Source organism: Actinomadura vinacea (assembly GCF_039532545.1).
Taxonomy (GTDB): Bacteria; Actinomycetota; Actinomycetes; order Streptosporangiales; family Streptosporangiaceae; genus Spirillospora; species Spirillospora vinacea.
The window spans coordinates 22,441-45,672 of sequence record NZ_BAAARW010000045.1; the positions used below are offsets into that span (position 1 = coordinate 22,441).

The 23,232-nt window shown below is 70.8% G+C and carries 22 protein-coding genes; 6 read left to right on the plus strand and 16 right to left on the minus strand.

Annotated elements, in window-relative coordinates:
- Positions 1–7 precede the first annotated feature (7 nt).
- On the minus strand, positions 8–1,279 hold the full coding sequence (locus tag ABD340_RS44865) for a helix-turn-helix domain-containing protein (RefSeq protein ID WP_344597923.1): 1,272 nt from the start codon (positions 1,277–1,279) through the stop codon (positions 8–10).
- A 563-nt stretch (positions 1,280–1,842) separates the two neighbouring features.
- Here ABD340_RS44865 and ABD340_RS44870 point away from each other — a divergent pair.
- Complete coding sequence (locus ABD340_RS44870; RefSeq protein WP_344597925.1) at positions 1,843–2,079, plus strand: hypothetical protein; 237 nt, start codon at positions 1,843–1,845, stop codon at positions 2,077–2,079.
- A gap of 456 nt (positions 2,080–2,535) precedes the next feature.
- Here the strand turns inward: ABD340_RS44870 and ABD340_RS44875 are convergent, their stop codons facing one another.
- Complete coding sequence (locus tag ABD340_RS44875; RefSeq protein WP_344597926.1) at positions 2,536–3,681, minus strand: Fic family protein; 1,146 nt, start codon at positions 3,679–3,681, stop codon at positions 2,536–2,538.
- 367 nt (positions 3,682–4,048) lie between these two features.
- On the opposite strand from ABD340_RS44875, the gene ABD340_RS44880 reads away from it, so the two are divergent.
- Positions 4,049–4,381 (plus strand): ArsR/SmtB family transcription factor, encoded by a 333-nt coding sequence (locus ABD340_RS44880; protein WP_344597927.1) that lies wholly within the window; start codon positions 4,049–4,051, stop codon positions 4,379–4,381.
- Between the two features lie 61 nt (positions 4,382–4,442).
- Positions 4,443–5,093 (plus strand): NAD(P)H-dependent oxidoreductase, encoded by a 651-nt coding sequence (locus ABD340_RS44885; RefSeq protein ID WP_344597928.1) that lies wholly within the window; start codon positions 4,443–4,445, stop codon positions 5,091–5,093.
- A gap of 378 nt (positions 5,094–5,471) precedes the next feature.
- Here the strand turns inward: ABD340_RS44885 and ABD340_RS44890 are convergent, their stop codons facing one another.
- The 8 genes from ABD340_RS44890 to ABD340_RS44925 all read right to left on the minus strand — a co-directional run bounded on the left by ABD340_RS44890 (position 5,472) and on the right by ABD340_RS44925 (position 11,466).
- Positions 5,472–6,200 (minus strand): hypothetical protein, encoded by a 729-nt coding sequence (locus tag ABD340_RS44890; protein WP_344597929.1) that lies wholly within the window; start codon positions 6,198–6,200, stop codon positions 5,472–5,474.
- 122 nt (positions 6,201–6,322) lie between these two features.
- Complete coding sequence (locus tag ABD340_RS44895; protein ID WP_344597931.1) at positions 6,323–6,952, minus strand: hypothetical protein; 630 nt, start codon at positions 6,950–6,952, stop codon at positions 6,323–6,325.
- A gap of 97 nt (positions 6,953–7,049) precedes the next feature.
- Positions 7,050–7,724 carry a DUF6766 family protein gene (locus ABD340_RS44900; RefSeq protein ID WP_344597932.1) on the minus strand — a complete coding sequence of 225 codons (675 nt, stop codon included), beginning with the start codon at positions 7,722–7,724 and terminating at the stop codon, positions 7,050–7,052.
- Positions 7,725–7,815: 91 nt separating this feature from the next.
- The gene (locus tag ABD340_RS44905) at positions 7,816–8,193 is read right to left on the minus strand and encodes a hypothetical protein (RefSeq protein WP_344597933.1); all 378 of its coding nucleotides are present in this window, start codon (positions 8,191–8,193) and stop codon (positions 7,816–7,818) included.
- A complete protein-coding gene (locus ABD340_RS44910; RefSeq protein ID WP_344597935.1) occupies positions 8,194–8,382 on the minus strand; it encodes a hypothetical protein in 189 nt (62 codons plus the stop codon).
- Positions 8,369–8,947 carry a cytochrome P450 gene (locus ABD340_RS44915; RefSeq protein ID WP_344597937.1) on the minus strand — a complete coding sequence of 193 codons (579 nt, stop codon included), beginning with the start codon at positions 8,945–8,947 and terminating at the stop codon, positions 8,369–8,371. The genes ABD340_RS44910 and ABD340_RS44915 overlap by 14 nt, the downstream gene beginning before the upstream one ends.
- A 124-nt stretch (positions 8,948–9,071) precedes the next feature.
- Positions 9,072–10,442, minus strand: a complete 1,371-nt coding sequence (locus tag ABD340_RS44920; protein WP_344597938.1) for an FAD-binding oxidoreductase — start codon at positions 10,440–10,442, stop codon at positions 9,072–9,074.
- Positions 10,443–10,518: 76 nt separating this feature from the next.
- Positions 10,519–11,466: a quinone oxidoreductase family protein gene (locus ABD340_RS44925; RefSeq protein WP_344597940.1), complete on the minus strand. Its 948-nt coding sequence runs from the start codon at positions 11,464–11,466 to the stop codon at positions 10,519–10,521.
- 89 nt (positions 11,467–11,555) lie between these two features.
- On the opposite strand from ABD340_RS44925, the gene ABD340_RS44930 reads away from it, so the two are divergent.
- The gene (locus ABD340_RS44930; protein ID WP_344597941.1) at positions 11,556–12,134 is read left to right on the plus strand and encodes a TetR/AcrR family transcriptional regulator; all 579 of its coding nucleotides are present in this window, start codon (positions 11,556–11,558) and stop codon (positions 12,132–12,134) included.
- 1 nt (position 12,135) lies between these two features.
- Here ABD340_RS44930 and ABD340_RS44935 read toward each other — a convergent pair whose 3' ends face one another.
- The 4 genes from ABD340_RS44935 to ABD340_RS44950 form a co-directional block, all read right to left on the minus strand.
- Entirely contained in the window at positions 12,136–12,645 is a 510-nt protein-coding gene (locus tag ABD340_RS44935) for a GNAT family N-acetyltransferase (RefSeq protein WP_344597942.1), read from the minus strand.
- A gap of 453 nt (positions 12,646–13,098) precedes the next feature.
- Positions 13,099–14,040: an ABC transporter permease gene (locus tag ABD340_RS44940; RefSeq protein WP_344597944.1), complete on the minus strand. Its 942-nt coding sequence runs from the start codon at positions 14,038–14,040 to the stop codon at positions 13,099–13,101.
- The gene (locus tag ABD340_RS44945) at positions 14,037–16,616 is read right to left on the minus strand and encodes an alpha/beta fold hydrolase (RefSeq protein ID WP_344597946.1); all 2,580 of its coding nucleotides are present in this window, start codon (positions 16,614–16,616) and stop codon (positions 14,037–14,039) included. Before ABD340_RS44945 ends, ABD340_RS44940 begins: the two co-directional genes overlap by 4 nt.
- Positions 16,617–16,735: 119 nt before the next feature.
- Positions 16,736–17,344, minus strand: a complete 609-nt coding sequence (locus tag ABD340_RS44950; protein WP_344597948.1) for a TetR/AcrR family transcriptional regulator — start codon at positions 17,342–17,344, stop codon at positions 16,736–16,738.
- A 131-nt stretch (positions 17,345–17,475) separates the two neighbouring features.
- Here ABD340_RS44950 and ABD340_RS44955 point away from each other — a divergent pair, with 131 nt between their 5' ends.
- Positions 17,476–20,031, plus strand: a complete 2,556-nt coding sequence (locus ABD340_RS44955) for an MFS transporter (protein WP_344597950.1) — start codon at positions 17,476–17,478, stop codon at positions 20,029–20,031.
- 118 nt (positions 20,032–20,149) lie between these two features.
- A complete protein-coding gene (locus ABD340_RS44960) occupies positions 20,150–20,977 on the plus strand; it encodes a YceI family protein (RefSeq protein ID WP_344597952.1) in 828 nt (275 codons plus the stop codon).
- 12 nt (positions 20,978–20,989) lie between these two features.
- On the opposite strand, the gene ABD340_RS44965 is transcribed toward ABD340_RS44960, so the two are convergent.
- Together ABD340_RS44965 and ABD340_RS44970 are read right to left on the minus strand one after the other, a co-directional pair.
- Entirely contained in the window at positions 20,990–21,757 is a 768-nt protein-coding gene (locus tag ABD340_RS44965; protein ID WP_344597953.1) for a SecDF P1 head subdomain-containing protein, read from the minus strand.
- Between the two features lie 389 nt (positions 21,758–22,146).
- Positions 22,147–23,175 (minus strand): 2-oxoacid:ferredoxin oxidoreductase subunit beta, encoded by a 1,029-nt coding sequence (locus ABD340_RS44970; RefSeq protein WP_425547541.1) that lies wholly within the window; start codon positions 23,173–23,175, stop codon positions 22,147–22,149.
- Positions 23,176–23,232 lie beyond the last annotated feature (57 nt).

The window sequence follows — 23,232 nt, forward strand, 5'->3', positions numbered from 1 at the left end:
TCCGCTTTCACACGAGGGTGGCTCGTAGCTGTCGGTCGAACTCGCGGACTTTGGGCGTGATCGGTCCCTGGTATACCCGTCTGAACTTGCGGGCCCGCTGGATGACGCGCTCGGATGCGTAGCTGACACCGATGGTGAGGGCTTCGCTCCCTAGGCGGAACGCCTCGTCCACGCGTCCGGCATCGTGCTCGCGCTGCGCTCCCTGCCTGGCGGCCGTGGCGACCTCCAACATGACGGCGGCTCGCTGCTTGGGGGCCGGTTGCGTGCTCTTGAGGGACTCGGCGAATGCGGCCAGTGCCTGGCTCGGCTGATTGAGTCGAACGGAGATGAGCGCTCGGTACCCCGCCAGCTTGGCGTGATCGAACGGGAAGACCCAAGGCCATGGAGGGGTGGTTGTCCTTCCTTGGTCCCGAACGGCATCCTCGGCATGGAGCAACGCGCGAGTCACGCTGGGCTCGTCTCGTCCTGCCGTGGCGTGTGCGAGTGCCTCGACCGATGCCAGCCAGGCTCGCGGAGTGGGATGCGGTTTGTGCCCGATCTGCTTGCGGGCCTCGGCCACTAGCGCCAGCCCAAGGTCAGGGTCATCGGCGTCGATCTCGAAAGCGGCGAGGCTGCCGATCATGTAGGCGGCCAACAGGTCGTGCCGAGCCTGCCGGGCGCGCTCGATCGCGTGGCGGTAATAGGTCCGTGCCGTACCAAGGTCGTGCATGTCCGCGTGCAGCCACGCGGCGAACCCTGCGGCTTCGCTGATCGCGGCGGCGATGCTGGCGGCGAACGGAGATCGTTCGGTTCGGGCGTAGAGTCGATTCGCCATGTCCACGTGGGCGGTAACGCTGCGGGCGAGCTCACGCGCAGGGGTGCTGGCGTCCAACCGCCGATGGTTTCCGGTGATGGCCGTCAACGTCGGCGCGGTGCTCCCATCCGCCTCGGCGCGGCTGGGAAGCGGCAGCAAGCTCAGAGCGATCGCCTTGCTGAAATCTCGGCGCTTCGTCGGATCGTCACCTCCTTCCAGGCCGCCGAATCGGAGCGATTGAACAGGCACTCCAAGTCGGCGTGAGATCTCCCGAACCTGGTCAACGGTGAGGGGTTGAGTACCACGGAGCACCTTCGAGACCCAGCTCTGGGAGTAGCCGACCGCCGCCGCCAGCTCGGCCTGCGTCCATCCGTGGGCGCGTCTGATCTCTTTCAGAAGCGCGGGCATGTCGCAGCTAGATAGAGCTGCGGCAACCCCGGGCGCGGACCAGAACGCAAGCGGGAGGTTGTGTTCTGTCTGCTCCATGAAGCTAAGGCTACGTGTGGCGTTTTCGCGATCCGTAGTCGTAAGAGGAATCCGGCGTAGTCGGCTCGGTGGTCGCGCCTGCCCGGCTGCGGGGTCTGCTCGGAGGATCGCTGGCACCAACAACCTCACGGGAAGGGCCAGCCCGATGGAGCAGACGGGGCGAAGCGAACTCAACGAGGCGGGCACACGTCAAGGGCCAGATGCTCCGGCCGCCTCCTTGCATCCCTGGCGGGATGCGGCGTTGGCTCTGGTCGCTGCCTTGGAGGGGCGTGGCCTGGTCGCTCAAGCGTGGGCGCATGGTGCGGTGCGGGCTCGCAACCCGGCGGGGGATCCGGACGTCGACGATCCGGGTGGGCGGGCGCTGAGTCCGCGTCTACAGCAAGAGGTGGTGTGTCGTCCGTTGGGCGGGTCGCTGTGGTGGCTGTGGGCCTGGTCCGGTGCTGAGCGGCACTCGTCTGCGGAACTGGAGCCGTTGTGCCCGGTGTCCGATGTCGAGACGGCGGCGGATCGGATCGCGCATGTGCTGGCGGTCCCGTTCGGTGATGGGCCGGACGGGGCGGGCGATGACGGGCCCTAGCGGCGCGCCGGATGACGGGCGGCCGGTGACCGACGCGATCCGGGAGGAGTTTCCCGGCGTTTGGGCCTGGTACGGGCACGCGACCGGCTCATGGTGGGCGATGGTCCCGCTGCGGTGCGGGCCCCGGCTGGTGGAGGCGCTCAACCCCCGCGAACTGCGCGACGCGATCGAGAACGCTGCGAACTGGCCCTGGCCCAAGAACGGCTCGTCCCTGCGGGCCTGACCTCTCCCGGCTCGCGATCCGTCCTGACGGCAGAGGGGTGGCTGGTGAAGAAGGTACGGAGCATCCTGTGCAAGCTCATCGTTCCGCCCGGCGCCGAGTGCCGTGCCTGCACCCAAGACAGACACGAGAGGTGCCGTCAACAGTGGTGCGCGTGCTGCGGCGCGGCGGGGACTGCGGCCGGACCGTCCGGGGCGACCGTGCCAGGTGCCGTCGGCAGATGGTGTCCGTGTCCGTGTTGTTCGAGGGCAACCCTGACCCGGACCGCAGGGCCGTCCACGGCCCGAGGAACGGAAGCAGGGGCGGCAGCGTGAGCTGCCAACCCCCGCATTGAGGTATCCGCGCGGTGGGCGGGCCCGGCCACGCGCAGACCCCCGCGCTCGCCAGGGCGCGGGGGTCCTTGACCACGGTCCGGCCGAGTCGCTCGGCAGTCTGCCTGAGTCGGCCGAACAGCGAATGTCAGCGGTGGTAGGGATCGGTCAGGGAAGCAGGGGTCGTCGCTTCGGTGAGGGCCGGTTCGGGGAAGTCGGGACCTGGGACGTAGTAGCGGGCGCGGGTTCGCCCGACGGATTCCAGGATTTCGGAGGTTGCCAGATCGCGTAGGTCCCGTTGAGCTTGCTGGACGCTCAAGCCTTCGGCGTGTTCATAGCGCAGGCGGCGGACCCGTCCGGTCATCGCGACCTCGTGCAGGGCCGACACCAAGCGCTCGTCCATGCCCTGGTCGGCGGTGAAGTCTGTGAGGAGCGCCATGACTCTGCCGGATCTGCTCAGGCGGTTTCTGACCGTCTGAGCCTGCTGGTGGTACGCGGTCAGGCTGAACCTGATCCAGCTGGCGACGTCCTGGTCGGGCTGGTAACTGGTGCCTGGGGCGTTGAGCTCTCGGTAGTACTCCCAAGTGTTGCCGGGGCGTCCCAGCCATGCCTCGATCGAGGAGAATTCGGGGGCGAGGACGCCCTCGCGAGCGATCATGAGGGTCTGGAGTGAGCGCGACATCCGGCCGTTCCCGTCGCTCCACGGGTGGATCGAGACCAGGTGCAGGTGCGCCATGGCCGCTCGGACGAGAGGGTGGGCTTCCGCGTCCGAATTCAGCCAGTCCACCAGCTCCGTCATCAGGTCCGGTACGTCTGCCGCATCGGGAGCCGTGTAGGCCGCGATACTCGGATCCCTGGGGTCGGTGACGTACACCGGCCCTCCACGCCATTGGCCGGCGGGTCTGGCCGGCGCGTGACGGTGACCTTGGAGCATCCAGTGAAGCGCATTCAGCAGGCCCTTGCTGAATGAGAAGTCCACCGCATTGTGCAGTGACTGGATATAGGTCATCATCCGCTGGTAGGCCAGAGTCTCTTCGCGGTCGTCTTCGGAGACCTCGACGTCGCGCTCGCCTTCCATCAGATCCACGACGTCAACCGTGGACACCCGAAAACCCTCGATGGAGTTCGAAGCGGCCACCGCGTCCGCTGTCAGGAACTTCCGAAGTCCCTCCGTCCACTTTGTGGGCGCACGACGTATCTGGTGCCGCAGATCGCTCCGCATCCTCTCGATCTCGTCCAGTACGACGCGGTCGAGATCGCTGAGCTCGGGTGTGGGGAACAGCATTTCACTCATGATAGGTTGACGTAGTCACTACGTCAAACGCTCGAGCGGAATCGTCTCCATCGGCCATGTGGCACCGCTCGCCCACGAGATCCGCGCTAGTCAAGGGGGCGTGCCCTGGATTCCGCGACCCTGACCGCTGTCGCAGGAGTGCCCGTACGCCTCCGGAGGCGATCTCCTGGCACACCTTGGGGATGGGCGGGCGGAGTCACCCGACCGGTCACGTGGGAATACGGCCTCGGCGGCACCAGCCCTCTCCTGATCCATAGACGTAGCCCCAGCCGACTGGGGGCTGCGGGGCCTGACGTGGTTGAGGCGACCGCATGGATGCTTGTATCGAGATATCGTGGTTTGTAGGACTGTCTGAGAGGGGCGGCGTGTGGCTGCGACGGCGAATCCCGATACCGATGCTCTGATCGAGATGCTCAAGGCTCTGGGGAACCCGGCCCGCCTGCAGATCATGCAGTGGCTGAAGGATCCCGAGGCCAGCTTCGCCGAGTACGAGCCCATCGCGGACCGTGGATCCGTGGGGGTGTGCGTGACTCACATCCAGGCCAAGGCGGGGCTCGCTCAGTCGACTGTGTCCAGCTACATGAGCACGCTCGAACGTGCCGGGCTGGTCGCGTCCACGCGGGTGGGCAAGTGGACGCACTACCGACGCGATGAGGGGCGCATCGCTCAACTCGCACACTCGATCGAAACCACCGTCTAATCGACATATCGCGATTCTTCGATACACTGGGCGTATGCTGACATCCGCTGCGAGCACAGCCTTGATCGTCCACGCCCACCCCGAGCCCGACTCCTTCAGCTCCGCCCAATCGGTGGCCGCGGCCCAGGCCTTGGGCGAGGCCGGATACACCGTCGACGTGCTGGACCTGTACGCCGAGGGATGGGCGCCTGTTCTGGATCGCCACGAGTTCCCCTCCGCGGAGCAGCCGTTCAAGCCCCAGGCCGAACAGATGCGTGCTGTCAAGAACGGGACACTCGACGCGACCGTGGCGTCTCATCTTGATCGCGTGCTCGTCGCCGATCTGCTCGTGCTGTCGTTCCCGATGTGGTGGTTCTCGATGCCCGCCGTCCTCAAGGGCTGGGTCGATCGCGTCTTTGTGATGGGCGGCGTCTTCGGTGGCGACCACGGACTCTTCGACCAGGCCGCGCTCCATGGCAAACGAGCAGTGCTGCTGCTCACCACCGGTGGCCCCAGTGAGTCCTTCCAATCCGACGGAGCCTTCGGCTCGATGACCGACTTCTTGTTCCACATCCACCGCGGCATGCTGGAGTTCGTCGGTTACGACGTCCTGGACCCCGTGATCACCTACGGGCCGGCACACCTGGCCCAGCGCGACCGGGCAAACGCACTCGACGCGGTCCGAGAGTCCTTCGCGCTCATCGCGGCCGAACCGCAACCGGCCGCTCGGTGACTCGATCGCCGAACGCGCATGTCGCCACAGAGAGGGGCTCTCGCGGGCGTGCGCGAAATGCGGCGGGCTGCTTCGACGCCCTGAATGTGACGGCAACGTCGGGACCAACGGCACCGTTGGCACCGACCTCGACGGACGACGGCGATTGAGGCTGGTTGCCACTTCTGGAAAGCGGAAGGTCGGGCCGTCGTCTTCCTCTGTGTGGCCAGTGTCCGGCCTCAGGTTCGCGGCCACGAGGAAGACGCATCAGGGGAATCCCCATATGGGTCAGACCGGCGGGCCGCCGGTCTTCCGCTACACCGGGGGAGCGGCCCGCACGTCCAGTCGTCCGGTAAGGGCTCGGATCTGCATCGCGGACGCCGAAGCGGAGAGCGGCGATTACCGCTGAGCGGCCAGCGCCACTGCGGCGCGGCGGGCGTCATCGGTCAGTTCGGTGCCGATCCGGCGGAGCCGCCAACGCCGGTTGTCGCGCCGCAGCAGCATCGCGGCGGGGCCGGCCAGGAACGACAGCCCCAGGATCGCCATGGCCGCCAGGTCGGTGATGTCCGGCACGGTCACACCCATGAACCTCACCAGCACCAGCACCCCCATCACAGCGGACGTGGAGAGCCACACCGCCGCTGTCAGCAGGTCCCTCCGGGCCGGTCGCGCCGCCCAACTGCGGACGGTCAGGCCGTCGGCGCGGTCGGTCAGCCGGACACCGGTCCGTTCGATACGGCGTACCTGCGCCATCACGTGGGCGAGGTCGGCGGGCCGGTGCCGCGGGTCGAGGTGGCGCCGCAAGCGGGACCTTGTACGAGACAGCCAGTGGCCCCCGTTGCGGCTCCGCTGCTTCAAGGCCAGGGCGGACCAGCCAGCCCCGGCCAACGTGCCCAGTACCAGCCCGTACCAGGGGTTGCCGACTTCCAGTGAAGCGGTGATGAGGGCGGTCCCGATGCCGGCCAGTACCGCCGTGGCGCCCGTCACCAGCGACGCGTACCCTCGCGGCCCGTGCGCCACCAGCCGCTCCGCCAGCTCATGGGCGAACATGACGTTGAAGATGTAGCAGCCGGCCAGCCCGAAGACCATGACGAGGAGAATGAGCCAGGCCGCGAGCGGAGTATCCAAGATCACTCTCCAGGGGAGGGTACGGGATCATGTTCTTCGATGCTCCGCACCAGGCTCGGGTTCGCCGGTGGATCGGTGAATGGCCACCGGCCCTCTTGGGGAGGGCCGGTGGCGGTTGCGCCTCAGATCCGGTTGTGGACGTGCATACCGGAGATGAGTTGTTGGAGAAACCCCTCGGCGTGGTTGAAGAGCGCCACATGGTGCTTGATCTTCGCCACGCGTGCCTTGGCATAGAGGGGAAAGTCGATGCCCTTGTCGAGTGCATCGACGATCTCAGCGTGTGTGGCGCCCGCTTTGCGGGCCTTGATATAGCCTTCAACGGCCAAGTGGTAGGCGTCGGCGTCCTTTGCCTTCTCGTGGACGTAGAGCGCCTCAGTGTGGCTTGCGCCCGCCTCCCGCAGGTGGTCGTAGTACGGCATGCCCTTGGCTTCGAGCGCCTCCTGGTGAGTTGCGCCCGCCGCCCGGTAGTCGGCGTAGTAGAGGAGGGACATACGCCTGTTCCAGGCGTCGATGACCTCCTCGTATGTGGCGCCGGCCTTCAGCGCCCTGGCGAAGGGCGCCAGCTCGATGATGCCCAGCTCGATGACCTCGATCACCTGGTGCACCTTCAGGTACTTCTTGAAGATGTCCTCGACGTCCCGGCCGTGATTGGCGATCAGCGTGCGGATCTGCCGCGCCTCTTCCGGTGCGACCACGTCGGCCGTCTGTTCTTCTCCGGCTCCGTCGGAAGCCGGAGTAATCAGTTCGCACATGGCGACCCCTTTGGTTTTCTTGTTTGCGCTCTACGGCTTACCGTGCGGCGCTGGGCCGGTAGAGCAAGGGAGTCGTCGCTGTCCGAACGCTTTTCGGTCACCCCTCGATGCCGGTCGCCTCGTCCGGTGCGCCGACGGGTTTGGACTCCGGTGAGCCGCGCTGACGCAGATAGATGCTCAGAGCCGCCATGGAGGCCACGGCCAGGAACTCCGACTGCCAGTTCTGCGTCGTTCGGTTCCAGAAATCGGCAGAGGTGACGTATCCGGTCCAGGAGAGCGGGTCCTGGTACGAGGCGAGTTGTTCGGCGTTGTAGGCGGCCCGGCCCGCGAGCGACTGCGCCAGCCACGACAGCAGGAAGATTCCGCCCATCGCCAGGCCGAGTGAACGGGAGAACAGGGCACCGCGCAATCCCTTGATCGGCGCCCAGCGTGGCGAGTCGTCCGCGGCGTGAGGTCCTACCTTCTGCGCCCTGTCGGACTCCAAACCCTCCTCGCCCGGTTCCTTCGACTCCGGTGACCCGCGTTGGACCAGCCACACCGTCACGAAGATGTAGAGGAAGAACTGCAGATACTCCGACTGCCAGTTCTCCGCCACGTCCACGGCGAACGATGAGGAGGTCAGGTAGCGCCACAACGACACTTCGGCGCCCGCCTGGGCCAGTTGCTCATCGTTGTACAGGGACCAACCCGAGAACGCCTGCCCGATCAACGCGAGCACCAGGATGCCCAGGAAGAACAGCGTCAGCGCGTTCTCGCGCAGGAAGCGCCTCATCCGCTTACCTCCCCATGATCCCGATGGTCAGCACGAAGGCCAGGCCCAGGAAAATGATCAACAGGGTGAGGATGAAGACGGTGCGCATCGTTCAGGCCGCCACATCGCAGTCGTAGGGGCCGCGCGGACGCGGCGCGCATCCCGCACCGGTCACCTTCCAGCCCGAAGGGAAACGGGCAAGGAACAGAGTGTTTCCGCCGCCCGCCCGTATCCGGACCTGCGCCCGGTCGCCCCAGACCTGGGCCGTCGTGATCGGGCCCGCCTGCAGCCCCAGCCCGGTGACCTCCTGGGGGCACGTCTCCAGGCTCGCCGCGGCCCGCGGCGCCAGCACGGCGCACGCGGCCGCGCCGTCGTCCCGCCGCACCGCGTCCAGGAAGGCCAGCGCCGCACGGCGAACGTCGGCATCACCGCCTGCGCGGTCACAGGACGCCAGGACGATCAGCGCGAATCCGAGTGCCAGGATTCTCACTCAGGGGACCTCGGTCTGCGGGCCGTAGCCCTCGTCCTCGCCTCCCGGTGTCCGAGCGGGAGCGTTCGGCGGGTCGCTGTCCCCTGGCGTGTGCTCTTCGGCGAAGTCCTGCTCGTCGTCCTCGATCGGGGCGCCCTCCTCGGCGCGCCGGTCGGCCAATGGCCTGGGCTCCTCATTACGGTCGGTCATTCCCATGATGTGACCCATGGCCGAGCAACGAAACGCCACCCGCCGGTATGCCGGTGATGACCAGGCCGCTGTTCGGGCGGGCGGGGACGCGGCGCAGGGAGATGCTCATGTCCTGGTCGGGCACGTCGTAGCGCAGCCGCGCCAGCCGGGTGGCCAGTGCTCCGAGGAGAGCGACAGTGATCTTCTCGCCCGGGCAGCGGTGGCCGGTGCGGGGATCGCCGCCGCCCTGCGGGATCAGCGCGTACGGGTCGATCTCCCTTCCGGTGAAGCGGTGCGGGTCGAACGAGTAGGGATCCGGCCACAGAGCCTCATCGTGGTGCTGCCCGTACACGTCCAGCAGGACCAGCGCGCCCGCCGGGATCGGCTCGCCGCGCCAGGTCAGGTCGCGGGCGGCCAGCCCGCCGACGAACGGTGCGAACGGGTAGAAGCGGCGGACCTCGTGCGCGAACGCCTTGGCGAACGCGGCGTCGCCGGCGGCCAGCGGCTCCCGGTGCCGGGGCCACAGGTGCAGCGCGTGCGCGGCGAAGGCGACGAACCAGGCGACGGCCGCGGTGGGCCGGAGCACATTGATCACCTCTACCGCGGCGGTGCGCGGGTCCAGGGGCTCCCCCTCGCGGTGCCGTGCGATCGCGGTGATCGCCGAGTCCTCGGGCAGGACGGACGTGCCGTCGCGGGCGCAAACGTGGTCGTCAGGTGGGTTCGATGTTGTGGTTCAGGTGGAAGATGTTGTCCGGGTCGTACTGGGCCTTGACCTGCCTGAGGCGGTCGTAGTTGTCGGTGCCCAGGCCGGCGATGACGCGGTCGCGGCCCTCGTTGCCGATGAAGTTCAGGTAGACGGCGCCGGTCGACCAGGGGCGCATGTCCCGGAGGGTGCCGCGGGCCCAGGCGATGGCGCGTTCGTCGTCCTCGGGACGTTCCCAGAGGCCCAGCGGGTGGACGGCCCAGCGGGCGGTGCGCCACGGGATCGGGTAGTCCGCGGGCGTGTCGGCGACCGCTCCGCCCAGCGGGAAGAGGATGTGCTGGGACGCCGACGGGACGACCATGTCCGGCGCGCGGGCGCGGAAGCGGTCCACCGCGTCGTCGGGCAGGGAGGCGACGTACTCGGCGGACCAGTAGTTCCGGAAGCCGGGCGGGTCGTCGAGCATGCACTGCAGGTCGGCGTACGGCATTTCGGCGATGAGGCCGCCGGTGTGGCCCAGGCCGGTCATGGGGCCGATCGCGTCGTCGGCGTCCGGGCCGGTGCCGGCGTGGACGATCAGGATGACGAGGGTGAGGCGGCCGACCAGATCGTCCGGGACGAACGGTTCCGGTGGCGCGGTGAGGTAGATCGCCGCGCCGCCGACGGTGTCGGGCGCCGACTCCATGAAGTCGCGGTAGGCGGTGACCACGTCGCGGTCCGGCGGCCAGAGCAGGAGGGCCACGGTGACCTGGGAGAGCGGGTGGAGGCGGAAGGTGAGTGAGGTCGCGACGCCGAAGTTGCCGCCGCCGCCGTGCAGGGCCCAGAACAGGTCGGGGTTGTCGTCCTCGTTCGCGCGGACGGTCTCCCCGGCGGCGGTGACGAGTTCGACCTCGAGCAGGTTGTCGCAGGCCAGGCCGTAGCGGCGTTCGAGCCAGCCGGAGCCGCCGCCGAGGGCGAAGCCGCCGACGCCGGTGGTGGAGACGCGGCCGCCGGTGGTGGCCAGGCCGTACCGTTCGGTCGCGCGGTCCAGGTCGCTCATGATGGCGCCGCCGGCGACGCGGGCCGTGCGGGCGTCGGCGTCGACGGTCACGGTGGTCATGCGGCTCAGGTCGATGACGAGGCCGCCTTCGGTGAGGGCCTTGCCGGCGACGCCGTGCCCGCCGCCGCGGACCGCGATCTCCAGGTCGTGCCCGCGTCCGAACTCGATGGCGCGGGCGACGTCGGTGGGGTCGGCGCACTGGGCGATGACGGCCGGGCGGCGGTCGATCATGGAGTTGAACAGGGTCCGCGCCTCTTCGTAGCCGGGGTCGTCCGGCAGCAGGGTCCGGCCCGAGAGCCGGGGGCGCAGCCGGGTGGCGGCCTCGTCGCGGATCTGGGTCATGTCGCGTCCCTCTCACTCGAGGGGGGATCAGATCGCCATTCTTCTCCTTTCGGACAAGGCTGAAAAGGGGATCCGGTCAGGGCGTGAGGATGTGCTTGCCGACGCTCGCGCGGTCCTCGATGGCCTGGTGGACGGCGGCGGCCTCGGCGAGGGGCCGCACCGAGCCGATGAGCGGGTCCAGGACGCCTTCGGCGGCCAGCGCCAAGGCCTGGTCGCGGAGCGGGACGAGCCGTTCGGGCGGCAGGAGGGCGCTGGCGAAGCCGAGGACCGACAGGGCGCGCATGTAGACGGTCTGCGGGTCGAACTCGTGCGGGGCGCCGGTGATGCTGCCGTACACGACCATCCGGCCGGTGGTGGGTTCGAGGAGGTCGAGCGCGGCGCGGGTGAACGGGCCGCCGATCGATTCGAGCACAGCCTGGACGGGCCCGGCCTCCTCCAGCCGGTCGGCCGTGATCGTGCGGCGGGCGCCGAGGTCGAGGGCGATCTTGGCCTTCCGGTCGTCCTCGACGAGGGCGACGACCTCGGCCCCGGCGTGCGCGGCGAGCTGGACGAGCGCGCTGCCGACGCCGCCGGTGGCCGCCGTGACGAGGACGGTCTCGCCGGGGGAGAGGGCCGCCTTGTCGAGGATTCCGACCGCGGTGGCACCCTGGGTGAGGGCGGCGAGGGCCTTGTGGGCGTCCAGGTCCGGCGCGGGGATGAGGCCCTCGGCGGGGAAGGCGAGCAGCTCGGCGTAGCCGCCGCCCGCCGGGGAGACCGCGAGGACCTCGCGGCCGACGAGGGAGGCGTCGGTGTCGGGCCCGACCGCGGTGACGGTGCCGGCGACCTCGTGCCCGGGGGTGAACGGGAGCGGCAGGTCTGGCATCCAGGCGCGGAGGGCGCCGGAGCGGAGCTGGAGGTCGGCGAAGTTGACCCCGGCGGCGGCGACCTTGATCAGGGCCTCGCCCGGTCCGGGGGCGGGGTCGGGCACCTCGTCGACGGTCAGGGTCGCGGCGGGGCCGTAGTCGTGGAAGCGTACAGCGCGCATGAGGATCCTTCCATAGGCGGACCAGCGGTCCGCTTCGATGGAAGGTAGAATACGGACTAGCGGTCCGGTTATGTCAAGGGAGGGACTCGTTGGCACCTCGGGAGCGCGCCGACGCCGCGCGCAACCGGCGCGCGATCCTGCTGGCCGCACACCGTCTGATCTGCGAGAACGGCGTCGACCAGGTTTCGATGAGCGATATCGCGGACGCGGCCGGGGTGGGCAAGGGCACGCTGTTCCGCCGCTTCGGCGACCGCGCCGGCCTGATCAACGCGCTGTTCGAGCAGCTCACCGAGGACTGGGAGCCGGAGGCGCTGGACCGGCTCGGCGACACCGCCGCCGAGCCGGTCGACCGCGTCGTCGCGTTCATCGCCGGGCTGTTCGACCGGATCACCGTCCCGGGACGGCCGCTGCTGCGCGCGATGGGCGCGCACGCGACCCCCGAGCGGGTGCGCCGCTACCGGATCTGGCAGTCCAGGCTCGCGGACGTGATCGCGCAGGCGCGGCCCGACCTGCCGGAGGAGGAGGCCGGCTTCATGGCCTACGTCCTGCTCACCCTGCCGCGCGCCGACTTCGTGGACCTTCTCGAAGGCGGCGGTATGACGATCGACGATGTCCGGACGCGGATCCTGTCCCACGCCCGCCTCACCGTCACCGGACGTCCCTGCTGACTCAGGAGTCGCGGTTCTGCCTGCGCTGGCCGTATACGTGGACGGTCTGCCCGTGGTACTCCTCGTCGCGCAGGTACCGGTGGCCGATGCGTTCGGCCACCGCGGCCGAACGGCGGTTGCTCGGCAGGATGAGCGAGATGACCTCCTCGGCGTCCAGCGCGCTGAAGCAGTAGGCGAGCGCGGCGCGGCCCGCCTCGGTCGCGTACCCCTTGCCCCAGTGCTCGCGGCTCAGGCACCAGCCCACGCCGAGCCCGGGAAAGCCGTGCGGGCTCCAGGGGCCGGCGCGTCCGGCGAACTTCCCGGTCTCCTTCTCGATGACGGCCCAGTGCGAGTAGCCCCGGATCTGGTGGTGGCCGATGAACGTGGCGAGGCTGTGCCAGGCGTCGGAGGGGGAGGTGCCCACCGTCTCGGCCAGCCCGCTCGTCACGTCGGGATCGGCCAGCATCGCCGCGTAGTCGTCGAAGTCGGCGCCGGCGAGCGGCCGCAGGATCAGGCGTTCGGTCTCCAGCATGGACGCATTGTGGCGCGCTTTTCAGTCAGTGGACGTTTATGCAGGTCAAAGGGTGAAATCGGGTCGATACCCAGCGTGAGCCCGGAAAGGGCGAGGGCCCCGCCACAGGCTGTGGCGGGGCCCTCGTGAGGTCTTTTGGGTCAGTACGGCAGGAGGCGGCCCGAGGGGGTCCGGAGGTCGGGCGGGCTCGGTTGCCGTGGCGGTTTAGGGCGTTTGACGAGCTGCTGCCGTGCCATGGTGATCATCTCCCCCGTCGGGCCGGGTGTTAACCCGTCGATCGAGCCGATGTCGCACTCCTTTCGTGTGACGTACACATCACGCGAAAGGTTCGCCGAGCATATGACACTGCCTGTGCCGGTTCGACCGATTTTCTGGGGGGATTGATTGGTAAAATGTGCTCGCACCATCACTCGGCGTAGCCGATTTCCTTCACGGCCGAAACCGGCCAGCCGATCAGGAGACCACGTCGCGGCCGCGGAAGCGGCGGAAGGCCAGCGCGAACAGCACCGCCGAATAGGCCAGCGAGACGGCCGTGCCCTTGGCCATGCCGGTCCACTGGATCTGCGGCTGGAGCGCGTCCATCCACGCGTACATCCAGTGGCTCGGCAGGAACTCGCGCCAGTCGCCCAGCGCGGTCACCGCGTCCAGGATGTTGGACACGATCACCAGACCGACCGCGCCGCCGACCGCGCCCAGCGGCGAGTCGGTGGTGACCGACAGCAGGAACGCCAGCGCCGCCACCACCAGCTGCCCGATCAGCGCGTACCCCATGATGACCGCCATCCGGCCGAGCGCGGTGCTGGTCGAGACGGTGCCGCCGGTGGGCAGCTCCACCGGGGACCAGCCGAACGCGACGGTGCCCGCGACCAGCGACATCAGCGGCAGCGTGAGCACCGCCACGGTGGCGTACCCGAGCGCGACGGCGAGCTTCTGCCGCAGCAGCCGGGCACGCGGCACCGGCGCGGCCAGCAGGTAGCGCAGCGACGACCAGCCCGCCTCGCTGGCCACGGTGTCGCCGCAGAACAGCGCCACCGCCACCACCAGCAGGAACCCGGTCGACACGAACAGCGCGAACAGCGCGAAGTTCAGCGCCCCGGAGGTGGCCACGTCGACCAGGCTCGGCCCGTTGTCCGGGCCGCCCTCGTCGCCGCCGATCTGGAACGCGGCGACCAGCACCCACGGCAGCGCCAGCAGTATCCCGAAGGCCACCAGGGTGCGGCGGCGCCGGAACTGCCGGACGATCTCCACCCGCAGCGGCAGCGTCCGCCGCACCCGGTAGGCCGCGGCCCCGCCGTCGCCCGCCGCACCGGCCCCGGCCGGTCCGTCCGGGCCGCCGGCCTCCCGGGTGGACGGGCCGTCCCCGTCCAGCGTCGGCGTCGCGTCGCGCGTGCTCATGTGGCTTCCCCCGTGCCGATGATCTCCAGGAACGCGTCCTCCAGGCGGCGGCCGGAGCCGACGATCTCGGCCACCGGTCCGGCCGCGACCCGCCGTCCGCGCGACATCACCACCGCGTGCGTGCAGGTCTGCTCGACCTCGGCGAGCAGGTGGCTGGACACGATGACGGTGCGCCCGGCCGCCGCGTACCGCACCAGCACCTCGCGCATCTCGCGGATCTGCGGCGGGTCGAGGCCGTTGGTGGGCTCGTCGAGCACCAGCAGGTCGGGCAGCCCCAGCATGGCCTGCGCGATCGCCAGCCGCTGCCGCATGCCCTGGGAGTAGGTGCGGACCGCGCGGTCGAGCGCGGCGCCGAGGTCGGCGATCTCCAGCGCCTCCTCCAGGTGCGCCTCACCGGCGGGACGGCCGGTGGCGCGCCAGTAGAGGTCGAGGTTGTCGCGGCCGGACAGGTGCGGCAGGAACCCGGGCCCCTCGACGAACGAGCCGAGCCTGGACAGCACCGGCGCCCCGGCCGTCACCCGGTGCCCGAAGATCCGGATCTCGCCGGCGTCCGGATGGATGAGGCCCATGAGCATCCGCAGCGAAGTCGTCTTGCCGGCGCCGTTCGGGCCGAGCAGGCCGAGCACCTGGCCCTTCTCGACGCGGAACGACAGGTCGGACACGGCGAGGTGGCCGTTCTTGTACGCCTTGGTCAGCCCGTCGATCTGCAGCGGCACGTCGGCCAGTTCCGGATCGAGGTCCCTGTTCGCGCCGCGCCGGCCGCGCCCGGTGACCAGCAGCCCGGCCGCGATCGCGAGCGCGACCGCGGGCAGGCCCCACACCCAGCTCGGGACCGGCGTGGGCGCGGCGCGCAGCGCGGGCACGGTCGGCACGGCCAGGCCGGACACCGCCGCGACCTTGTACGAGGCGGGCGCGGCCGGCGTCGAGAATCCCATGTCCGTCGTCGACAGGACGAGCCTGACCTTGTGCCCGCGGTCGAACCGGTAGTCCATCGGCGGAAGCGTCACCGTGACCTCGCGGCCCTGCCCCGCGTCCCGCACCCGGACCGGGGCGGCGATGCGGCGGGCGGGCGTGCCCTGCCGGCCGCTCGGGCCGACGTCGTAGAGCTTGGCGAACAGCGGCACGTCGCCCTCGCCGGTGACCCGCACCCGCACGGTGGCGGCGCCGGTCAGCTGGAGCGGCTCGCGCAGCGCCGCGGTGTCGAAGAGGGCGGACTGCCCCGGCATGTCGATCGGCAGCTGCCCCGCCGCGTCCCCGGCGCCCAGATCGCCGAGGCTGCCGAGGGCGCCGAGGCCGGGCAGCGCGGAGACGCCCGCGGGGGTGCCGCCCGCCGGGTTGTGGATCGTCTGCTCGCGTCCCGCCAGCGGCAGCGTGCGCGGGGCGGCGTGCAGGCCCGGGTAGGTGCCGGCGGTCGCCGGCTGGACCACGACCTCCTGCGTGGACGAGTCGATGCCGCCCGCGCGGGTCACGGTGAACGCCGCGGCGCGCTCCTCGTCCGAGGCGGGCTCGCGGCCGCGCAGCCGCTGGTCGAACCAGCCGCGCACCAGTCCGCGGATCCGGTCGGTCTCCGGGTCGCCGCCGTCGTGCCCGCCCTGGAACCACACCACCGAGACGGGAGCGCCGTTCCGGGCGATGGCGCGGGCGTTGGCGTCTGCGTGGTCGAGCGGGAAGAGCGAGTCCGCCTGCCCCTGGACGATCAGCGCCGGAGCCTTGATCCGGCCCGCGACCTGGGACGGGCTGGACCGCCGCAGCATCTCGACGGCCTCGGGCGTGGGCCGTCCCGTCTCGGCGATCTCCTGGTACATGTCGCAGATCGCCGGGAGGAACCGTCCGCAGGCCGAAGTCTGCCCGGTGGAGCCGCCGGGGCCGCCCTGGGCGCCGGGGCCCTCGCCGGAGCCGCTGGTGAAGAACAGCCCGGCCCACAGCTTCTTGAACACGCCCTTGTCGGCGCCCTCACCGGTCCCGTTCGGAAAGAGCGCGTCGGCGAGGTCGTTCCAGGTGATCTGCGGGGCGATCGCGTCGACGCGCGCGTCGTACCCGGCGGTCAGCAGCGCGATGGCGCCGCCGTAGGACTCGCCCGCCATCCCGACCCGCGGGTCGCCGGGGCCGTCGAGCCGCACGTCGGGACGTTCGGACAGCCAGTCGATGAGCTGCCGGACGTCCTTGACCTCGTAGTCGGGCGAGTTGAGCGCGATCTCCCCGGTGGAGCGGCCGAAGCCGCGCGCGGACCAGGCCAGCACGCCGTAGCCGTGCCGGGCCAGCTGCTCGGCCTCCTCCCGGACGTCGTCCTTGGACCCGCCGAACCCGTGCCCGAGCAGCACGACCGGCACCTTCCCGGCCTCGTCCGGACGGTAGAAGGTGGTGTCCAAGGTCACCCGCTGGTCGTCCTTGGGGCCGTCGACCACCTGGACGCGGTGCTGCTGCGCCCGTACGGCGGGCCCGTCGTCCATGGCCGCGCCCCACAGCACTCCGCCGCCCGCGAGGAGCGCGACGGCTCCGGCCGCCGCCGTCCAGCGCGTGGCGGCACGGGCCGAACCCCACCTCTCCCGGAGCCCTCTGACTCCCCCCAGCTTCATGCGGGAAAGCCTATGTGCCTGGCAAAGCGGGCTGCTCCGACCCTGAGTCGATCTCGTCTGCGCCCGCTGCGGTACGCGAGGTCACCGCGTTACGCCCAGCGGCGTACGGTGACCGGGGATCAGCGGAACGGAGCCAGTGCGGTCTCGAACATCGCGGCGACGCGCTCGGTCAGCTCCTCGGGGTCGGCGCCGCGCAGGTCGTCCAGCCCGAGCGTGCGGCGGACCGGGCCGCCGCCCATGATGATCGTCACAGCGAGCATCGCGCGGACCCGGGCGTCGGGCCCCGGCAGCTGCGCCACCAGCGGGTCGACGATGAGCCGCTCGGTCTGCTCGGCGAGGATGCGCCGGACCTCCTCGTTGCCGACCGAGCGGTCGAGCATGCGCGGGATGGGCGAGGCCGGGCCGCGCTGCGCCTGCCGGACGAAGTGCCGGGCCAGCCGGAGGTGGAGGGGCTCGGGGTCGCCGACGCCGGCGATGACCCGCTGGATGACGAAGTCGCCCTCCAGGACCTCGGCGAACAGCGCCGCCTTGGAGCCGAAGTAGCGGTGCACGAGGGCCACGTTGGCGTCCGCGGCGGCGGCGATCATCCGGACCGTGACGCCGTCGTAGCCGTGCTCGCCGAACAGGTCGCGGGCGGCCTCCAGCAGGCGTTGCCGGGTCGCGTTCCGGTCCCGTTTCGGACGTGGCCGCGTCTCGCCCGCGTTCGCGAGCTCCAGTCGATCAAGCACCGTTCAAGTATCCCTCGTCACATTAGTCCGGTTTGCAAGTAAACACCCGACTACTTAATATATATGTAGAACACAGGTAAAGGACCTTCGATGGGGGCAGAGTGGTTCGAGCGAGCGCGGTGGCGCCGCCGGTGACGGAGCCGCCGGCGGCGGCACAGGAGGTGCGGCCGCAGTACACACACCGGCAGATCCTCGAGATCCTGTCCGGCCTGATGATGGCCATGCTGACATCGATGATCTCCACGTCGGTGGTCAGCACCGCGCTGCCGACGATCGTCGGCGACCTCGGCGGCCAGGACCAGCTCGCCTGGGTGGCCAGCGCCACGCTGCTGACCATGACCGCCTCCACCCCGCTGTGGGGCAAGCTGTCGGACCTGTTCGGCCGCAAGCTGATGTTCCAGAGCGCCCTGCTGATCTTCGTGCTGGCCTCGGTGGCCGCCGGGCTGTCCCAGAACATCGGCCAGCTGATCGCGGCCCGCGCCGTCCAGGGCCTGGGCGTCGGCGGGCTGTCCGCGCTGGCCCAGGTCATCATCGGCGACGTGGTGGAGCCCCGGCAGCGCGGCCGCTACGCCGGCTTCATGGGCGCCGTCTTCGGCGTCGCCACCGTCGCCGGGCCGCTGCTCGGCGGATTCATCGTGGACGCCGACGCGCTCGGCTGGCGCTGGTGCTTCTACGTCTGCATCCCGCTCGCCGTCCTCGCCTTCCTGGTCATCCAGAAGGTGCTCAAGCTGCCGAAGGTCAAGCGCGACACCCGGCTGGACCTCTTCGGTGCGTTCACCATCACCGGCAGCGCCACCCTGGTGATGCTGCTGCTGTCGCTGGGCGGCAAGGAGTTCGACTGGAGCTCCACCTGGACCTACGGGCTGGGCGGGGGCGCGATCGCGCTGGTGCTCCTGGCCGTCGTCGCGGAGCGGCGCGCCGGCGACCCCATCCTGCCGCCCCGGCTGTTCCGCAACCCGACGTTCGTGCTCACCGCGTTCGCGTCCATGTCCATGGCCATCGCGATGTTCGGCGCCATGATCTACCTGCCCCAGTTCCTGCAGATCGTCAAGGGCATGAGCCCCACGGCCTCCGGCCTGATGACGCTGCCGCTGGTCCTCGGCATGTTCATCACCTCCACGGTCTCCGGGCAGTTCGTCAGCCGCACCGGACGCTGGAAGATCTTCCCGGTGGTCGGCATGCTCTGCGTCGGCACCTCCCTGTTCCTGCTGTCCCGGCTGCACACCGACTCCAGCGCGCTGGTCATCGGCGTGGACGTCGCCGTGCTCGGCATCGGGCTCGGGCTCACCCTGCAGATCCTCATCCTGGCCGCGCAGAACGCCGCCGCCAACGCGGACCTGGCCGCCACCACCTCCGGCGTCTCGTTCTTCCGCAACCTCGGCGGCTCCATGGGAGTGGCCGCCTTCGGCGCGATCCTGTCCAACCGGCTCGCCACCGAGCTGCAGGACGCGCTCGCCACAGCGCACGTCCGGCCCCCCGGCGGGGGCGGCGGCGTGCTGGGCTCCCCGGACCAGATCCACGCGCTGCCCGAGCCGTTCCGCGGCATCGTCCTGGAAGCGTTCACCGGCGCCCTGGAGATGGTCTTCCTGTGCGGCATCCCGATCGCGGTGCTCGGCTTCCTCGCCGTGCTCGCACTGCGCGAGCTGCCGTTGCGCGGCGGCCCGCTCACCGCCGCACAGCCCGCCGCTGCCGCCGCCCCGCCGGACGACGATCCGCGGATGGCCGGCAAGCCGGGCAGGCACGCCCGTCCTGCCCATGCCCCCCGTACAGCCCGTGTCGTCCGCCCGGCCCATCAAGAGCGGAAAGAGCTCGTCCCGGCAGGGCACGCCGCCCCGGCGCTCAACGGGGCGGCCTCACCCAGCCGCGCCGCGGAACCGTCCGGCCGCGCCCTGGCGGTGCACAACAGCGCCGGGTCGAACGGCGACGGCGGCGTCCAGATCCGCGGCGTCGTCAGCGGCGGCGAGGGCGCCCCGATCGGCTCGGCCGCCCTCACCCTCATCGACGTCGGCGGGCAGCAGCTCGGCCGCGCCCTCACCCGCGCGGACGGCCGCTACGCGCTGCCCGTCCCGGGCCCCGGCACCTACGTGCTCATCGCCGCGACCGGCGAGCACGAACCGTGCGCCGCGACCCTCGTCGTCGGCGACAAGCCCGTCGACCACGACCTGACGCTCGCCGCCAACGGCGGCCTGGGCGGGACGGTCCACAGCGCCAAGGGCGAGCCGATCGAGGGCGCGATGGTCGTCGTCACCGACGTGCGCGGCGAGGTCGTCGGCACCAGCCGCACCACCGCCGACGGCGCCTACCTGTTCAAGGACCTTGCGCCGGGCGGCTACACGCTGGCGGTCAGCGCCGCCGCGCACCGTCCGGTCGCCGTCCAGGCCGAGATCCTCGGCAGCGGCCGCACCCGCCAGGACGTGCGGCTGCCGCCCGGCGCCCGGGTGCGCGGCACCGTCCGCGACGACGCCGGCGACCCCGTCGGCGACGCCCGGGTCATGCTGGTGGACGCCGCCGGCGACGTCGTCGCGGTGGTCGTCACCGGCCCGGACGGCGAGTACGCCTTCGCTGACCTGGTCGGCGGCCGGTACACCGTGATCGCCTCCGGCTACCCGCCGGTGGCCGCCGCGCTGTCGCTGTCGGGCACCGACCAGTACGGGCACGACATGACGCTCGGCCACCCGGACGACTAGCCGTTGTAGCCCCCGGGGCCGCCCGCCGTCCGGGCATGGGGACAGACTCGACGCGCGGCGCGGCCCCGGGACCGTCCCGCACACCCGCAACGACCAGCACACCGGGAGACGAGCACACATGGACGACGCGCCCGCCCTGCGCGGCACCGTACGGACCAGGGACGGCTGGGCCGTGCCGCACGCCATCGTCACCGTGACGGACATGGCCGGCGCGCAGACCGCCCGGGTCCAGGCCGGCGAGGACGGCCGGATCGCCGCGGGCCCGCTGCCCGCCGGCACCTACACCGCGATCGTGACCGCCGTGGGCTACCAGCCGGCGGCGGCCACGCTGATCGTGCCGGGCTCGGGCGCCGCCCGGCTGGGCACGGTGACGCTGGCCCGCGCGGGCGGCGCCGAACTGCCCCCGCCCGGCCCGTGGACGATCGACCCGGTGCACTCCAGCGTCGCCGCGGTCGCGAGGCATCTCGGGCTGTCCAGCGTGCGCGGCCGGTTCGGCGCGTTCGAGGGCCGCATCGAGGTGGCCGGGCAGGTCGAGCGGTCCCGGGTGACCGCCCGCATCGAGGCCGCGTCCATCGACACCGGCAACAAGACCCGCGACGACCACCTGCGCTCGGCCGACTTCCTGAACGCCGACGCGCACCCGGTGATCGAGTACGCGGGCGAGGGCCTGACCGCGATCGGCCCCGACCGCTGGACCGTCCACGGGAACCTCGACCTCAACGGCCACACCCGTCCGGTCGACCTGGAACTGAGCTACCTCGGCACCGGCCCTGATCCGTGGGGCGGCGTCCGCGCCGCGTTCCGCGCCACCACCGAACTGCGCCGCGCGGACTTCGGCATCCGCTACAACCAGATCCTGGAGGCCGGCGTCGCCGCCGTGGGCGAGAGCCTCCGCGTGGAACTGGAGATCCAGGCCGTACAGGGCGAGTCCCTCCCGCCGTCCTGACGGCAGGGCGGGTCAGCGGCCGCGGAGGCTGCGGACCAACTGGTTGGCCTCGGCCTTGCTGGCGGGCCCGGTGATGACCACCTTGCCGTCCAGGATCGGGGTGTCGACCCGCGGCACCGTCACCAGCCGTTCGCGGACGACGAAGGCCAGGTCGCGGTTCAGGGTCGCGCGGGTGAGGGTCGCGAAGGCGCGCCGGTCGTTGGTGCGCAGCGTCACCGCGACGTCGTAGGCGCCCCGGTTGCGGGCGCGCTGCACCCGCAGGTCGGCGACCTTGCGGATCGCGATGCCCTGGCTCATCTGGTAGCAGGCCAGGCCGGAGGACGACTGGCCGGTGATGCCCTGCGTCCCGGCGGGGCACTGGCCCGGCACGGTCTGGGTGACCGGGTAGATGTGCAGCGGCGCGGCCAGTGTGACCGGGCGGGTGCGCATCGACGCGGCGATCAGCCCGCCGCTCACCACCACCGTCGCGATCAGCAGCCCCAGCGTGATGACCATGACCAGCAGCGAGGAGCGGTGCTCGCGCGCCGCGCGGTCCCGCCGGGCGGTGCCACGGCGCCGCGCCGCGCGGCTGCGTTTCAGCTCGGTCGTGGCCCGCTGCCGTTCGGCCGCGCGGGCCCGGCGCTTGACGGCCGCCTCGCTCGGCGGCGGGCCGAGCTCCAGCGTCTCGGTGCCGCCGGAGGGCGGCACGGGCGTCGCGACGGCGGCGCCCGCGGAACGGCCCGCGGGCACGGGGCCCGGTGGACTCCCGCGGTCCTTCCGGCGGCGTGGAACGACCCGCATCGGCACCTCCCGGCAGAATGATCTCTCAGTCTGTCAGGACGCGGAAGGGGCGCGCGCCGTTCACAGCGCAGTCCGCCAAGAATCCACTGCAGAGATCGAACAGATGTGCTAACGTCCAAGTGCTCGGCTGGCGGAAACCAGGTCGGCCGGCTCTACCGCCGGGCTGGCGGGATGTCAGGTCTGTGGAGCTGATGTAAGACCGATGGGCGGTACACCGTCCCTCGCCGTTGGTTCGGGTCGGCTGTTGGCGGTGAAGCAGAAAGGTCAACCCGTGAGGGTTGAATCCCCCGCCTTAGCTGGGGAGAAGTCAACGCATTGTTTCCCCGCACGCGCGACGGCCCGGGATCGTATGGATCCCGGGCCGCCGCGCGTGTCGCCTGTCCGGTACGTCAGTCGATGCGCCAGGTGTCCCCGCTGCTGAGCAGGGACGCCAGGTCGCCCTTGCCCTGGGTCTGGACGGCTTCGTCGAGCTGCCCGCGCAGCGCCTCGTCGTACGAGGGCCGCCGCAGCTGCCGGAAGATCCCGATCGGGGTGTGCTCGAACGCCGGCGAGTCCAGCCGCGACAGCGCGAACGCCTGCGACGGGTCGGGGTCGTGCGCGTCGTGCACCGCGATCTCCGACGGGTCCACGTCCGCCACGTTCACGACCTCGAACGACCCGGTCGGCGTGCGGCGGAGCGCCTTCTGCCGCTCGGCGCCGAACACGATCGGCTGCCCGTGCTCCAGCCGGATGGTGATGTCGTCGCGGACGTCGGGGTTCTTCAGCGGCTCGAAGGCGTCGTCGTTGAAGATGTTGCAGTTCTGGTAGATCTCCACCAGCGCGGTGCCCTGGTGCTGGGCGGCCTCGCGCAGGACCGACTGCAGGTGCTTGCGGTCGGAGTCGATGGTGCGGGCGATGAACGAGCCCTCCGCGCCCAGCGCGAGCGAGATCGGGTTGAAGGGGGCGTCCAGCGACCCCATCGGCGTCGACTTGGTGATCTTGCCGACCTCGGAGGTCGGCGAGTACTGGCCCTTGGTCAGCCCGTAGATCCGGTTGTTGAACAGCAGGATCTTGAGGTTGACGTTGCGGCGCAGGGCGTGGATCAGGTGGTTGCCGCCGATGGACAGCGCGTCGCCGTCACCGGTGACCACCCACACCGACAGGTCCGGGCGGGACGAGGCCAGCCCGGTCGCGATCGCCGGCGCGCGGCCGTGGATCGAGTGGAACCCGTAGGTGTTCATGTAGTACGGGAACCGCGAGGAGCAGCCGATGCCGGAGACGAACGTGATGTTCTCCCGCCGCAGCCCCAGCTCGGGCAGGAAGGACTGGACGGCGGCCAGGATGGCGTAGTCGCCGCAGCCCGGGCACCAGCGCACCTCCTGGTCGGTCTTGAAGTCCTTGGCCTTCTGCGGCGTGTCGGTCTTGGGCACCAGCGACAGCGCCGTGCGCCCGTCGGCGCCGCCGTTGCCGTTGGCGCCGTTGGCGCCGTTGAGTCC

What these genes read in the sequence shown, in the direction of transcription:
- ABD340_RS44940 (WP_344597944.1), bottom strand. Translation starts at nt 14,040, where the DNA reads ATGAGCACGCGCGACGCGACGCCGACGCTGGACGGGGACGGCCCGTCC.
- ABD340_RS44945 (WP_344597946.1), bottom strand. Translation starts at nt 16,616, where the DNA reads ATGAAGCTGGGGGGAGTCAGAGGGCTCCGGGAGAGGTGGGGTTCGGCC.
- ABD340_RS44875 (WP_344597926.1), bottom strand. Translation starts at nt 3,681, where the DNA reads ATGAGTGAAATGCTGTTCCCCACACCCGAGCTCAGCGATCTCGACCGC.
- ABD340_RS44900 (WP_344597932.1), bottom strand. Translation starts at nt 7,724, where the DNA reads ATGAGGCGCTTCCTGCGCGAGAACGCGCTGACGCTGTTCTTCCTGGGC.
- ABD340_RS44870 (WP_344597925.1), top strand. Translation starts at nt 1,843, where the DNA reads ATGACGGGCCCTAGCGGCGCGCCGGATGACGGGCGGCCGGTGACCGAC.
- ABD340_RS44965 (WP_344597953.1), bottom strand. Translation starts at nt 21,757, where the DNA reads ATGCGGGTCGTTCCACGCCGCCGGAAGGACCGCGGGAGTCCACCGGGC.
- ABD340_RS44865 (WP_344597923.1), bottom strand. Translation starts at nt 1,279, where the DNA reads ATGGAGCAGACAGAACACAACCTCCCGCTTGCGTTCTGGTCCGCGCCC.
- ABD340_RS44910 (WP_344597935.1), bottom strand. Translation starts at nt 8,382, where the DNA reads ATGACCGACCGTAATGAGGAGCCCAGGCCATTGGCCGACCGGCGCGCC.
- ABD340_RS44920 (WP_344597938.1), bottom strand. Translation starts at nt 10,442, where the DNA reads ATGACCCAGATCCGCGACGAGGCCGCCACCCGGCTGCGCCCCCGGCTC.
- ABD340_RS44935 (WP_344597942.1), bottom strand. Translation starts at nt 12,645, where the DNA reads ATGCTGGAGACCGAACGCCTGATCCTGCGGCCGCTCGCCGGCGCCGAC.
- ABD340_RS44895 (WP_344597931.1), bottom strand. Translation starts at nt 6,952, where the DNA reads ATGTGCGAACTGATTACTCCGGCTTCCGACGGAGCCGGAGAAGAACAG.
- ABD340_RS44960 (WP_344597952.1), top strand. Translation starts at nt 20,150, where the DNA reads ATGGACGACGCGCCCGCCCTGCGCGGCACCGTACGGACCAGGGACGGC.
- ABD340_RS44925 (WP_344597940.1), bottom strand. Translation starts at nt 11,466, where the DNA reads ATGCGCGCTGTACGCTTCCACGACTACGGCCCCGCCGCGACCCTGACC.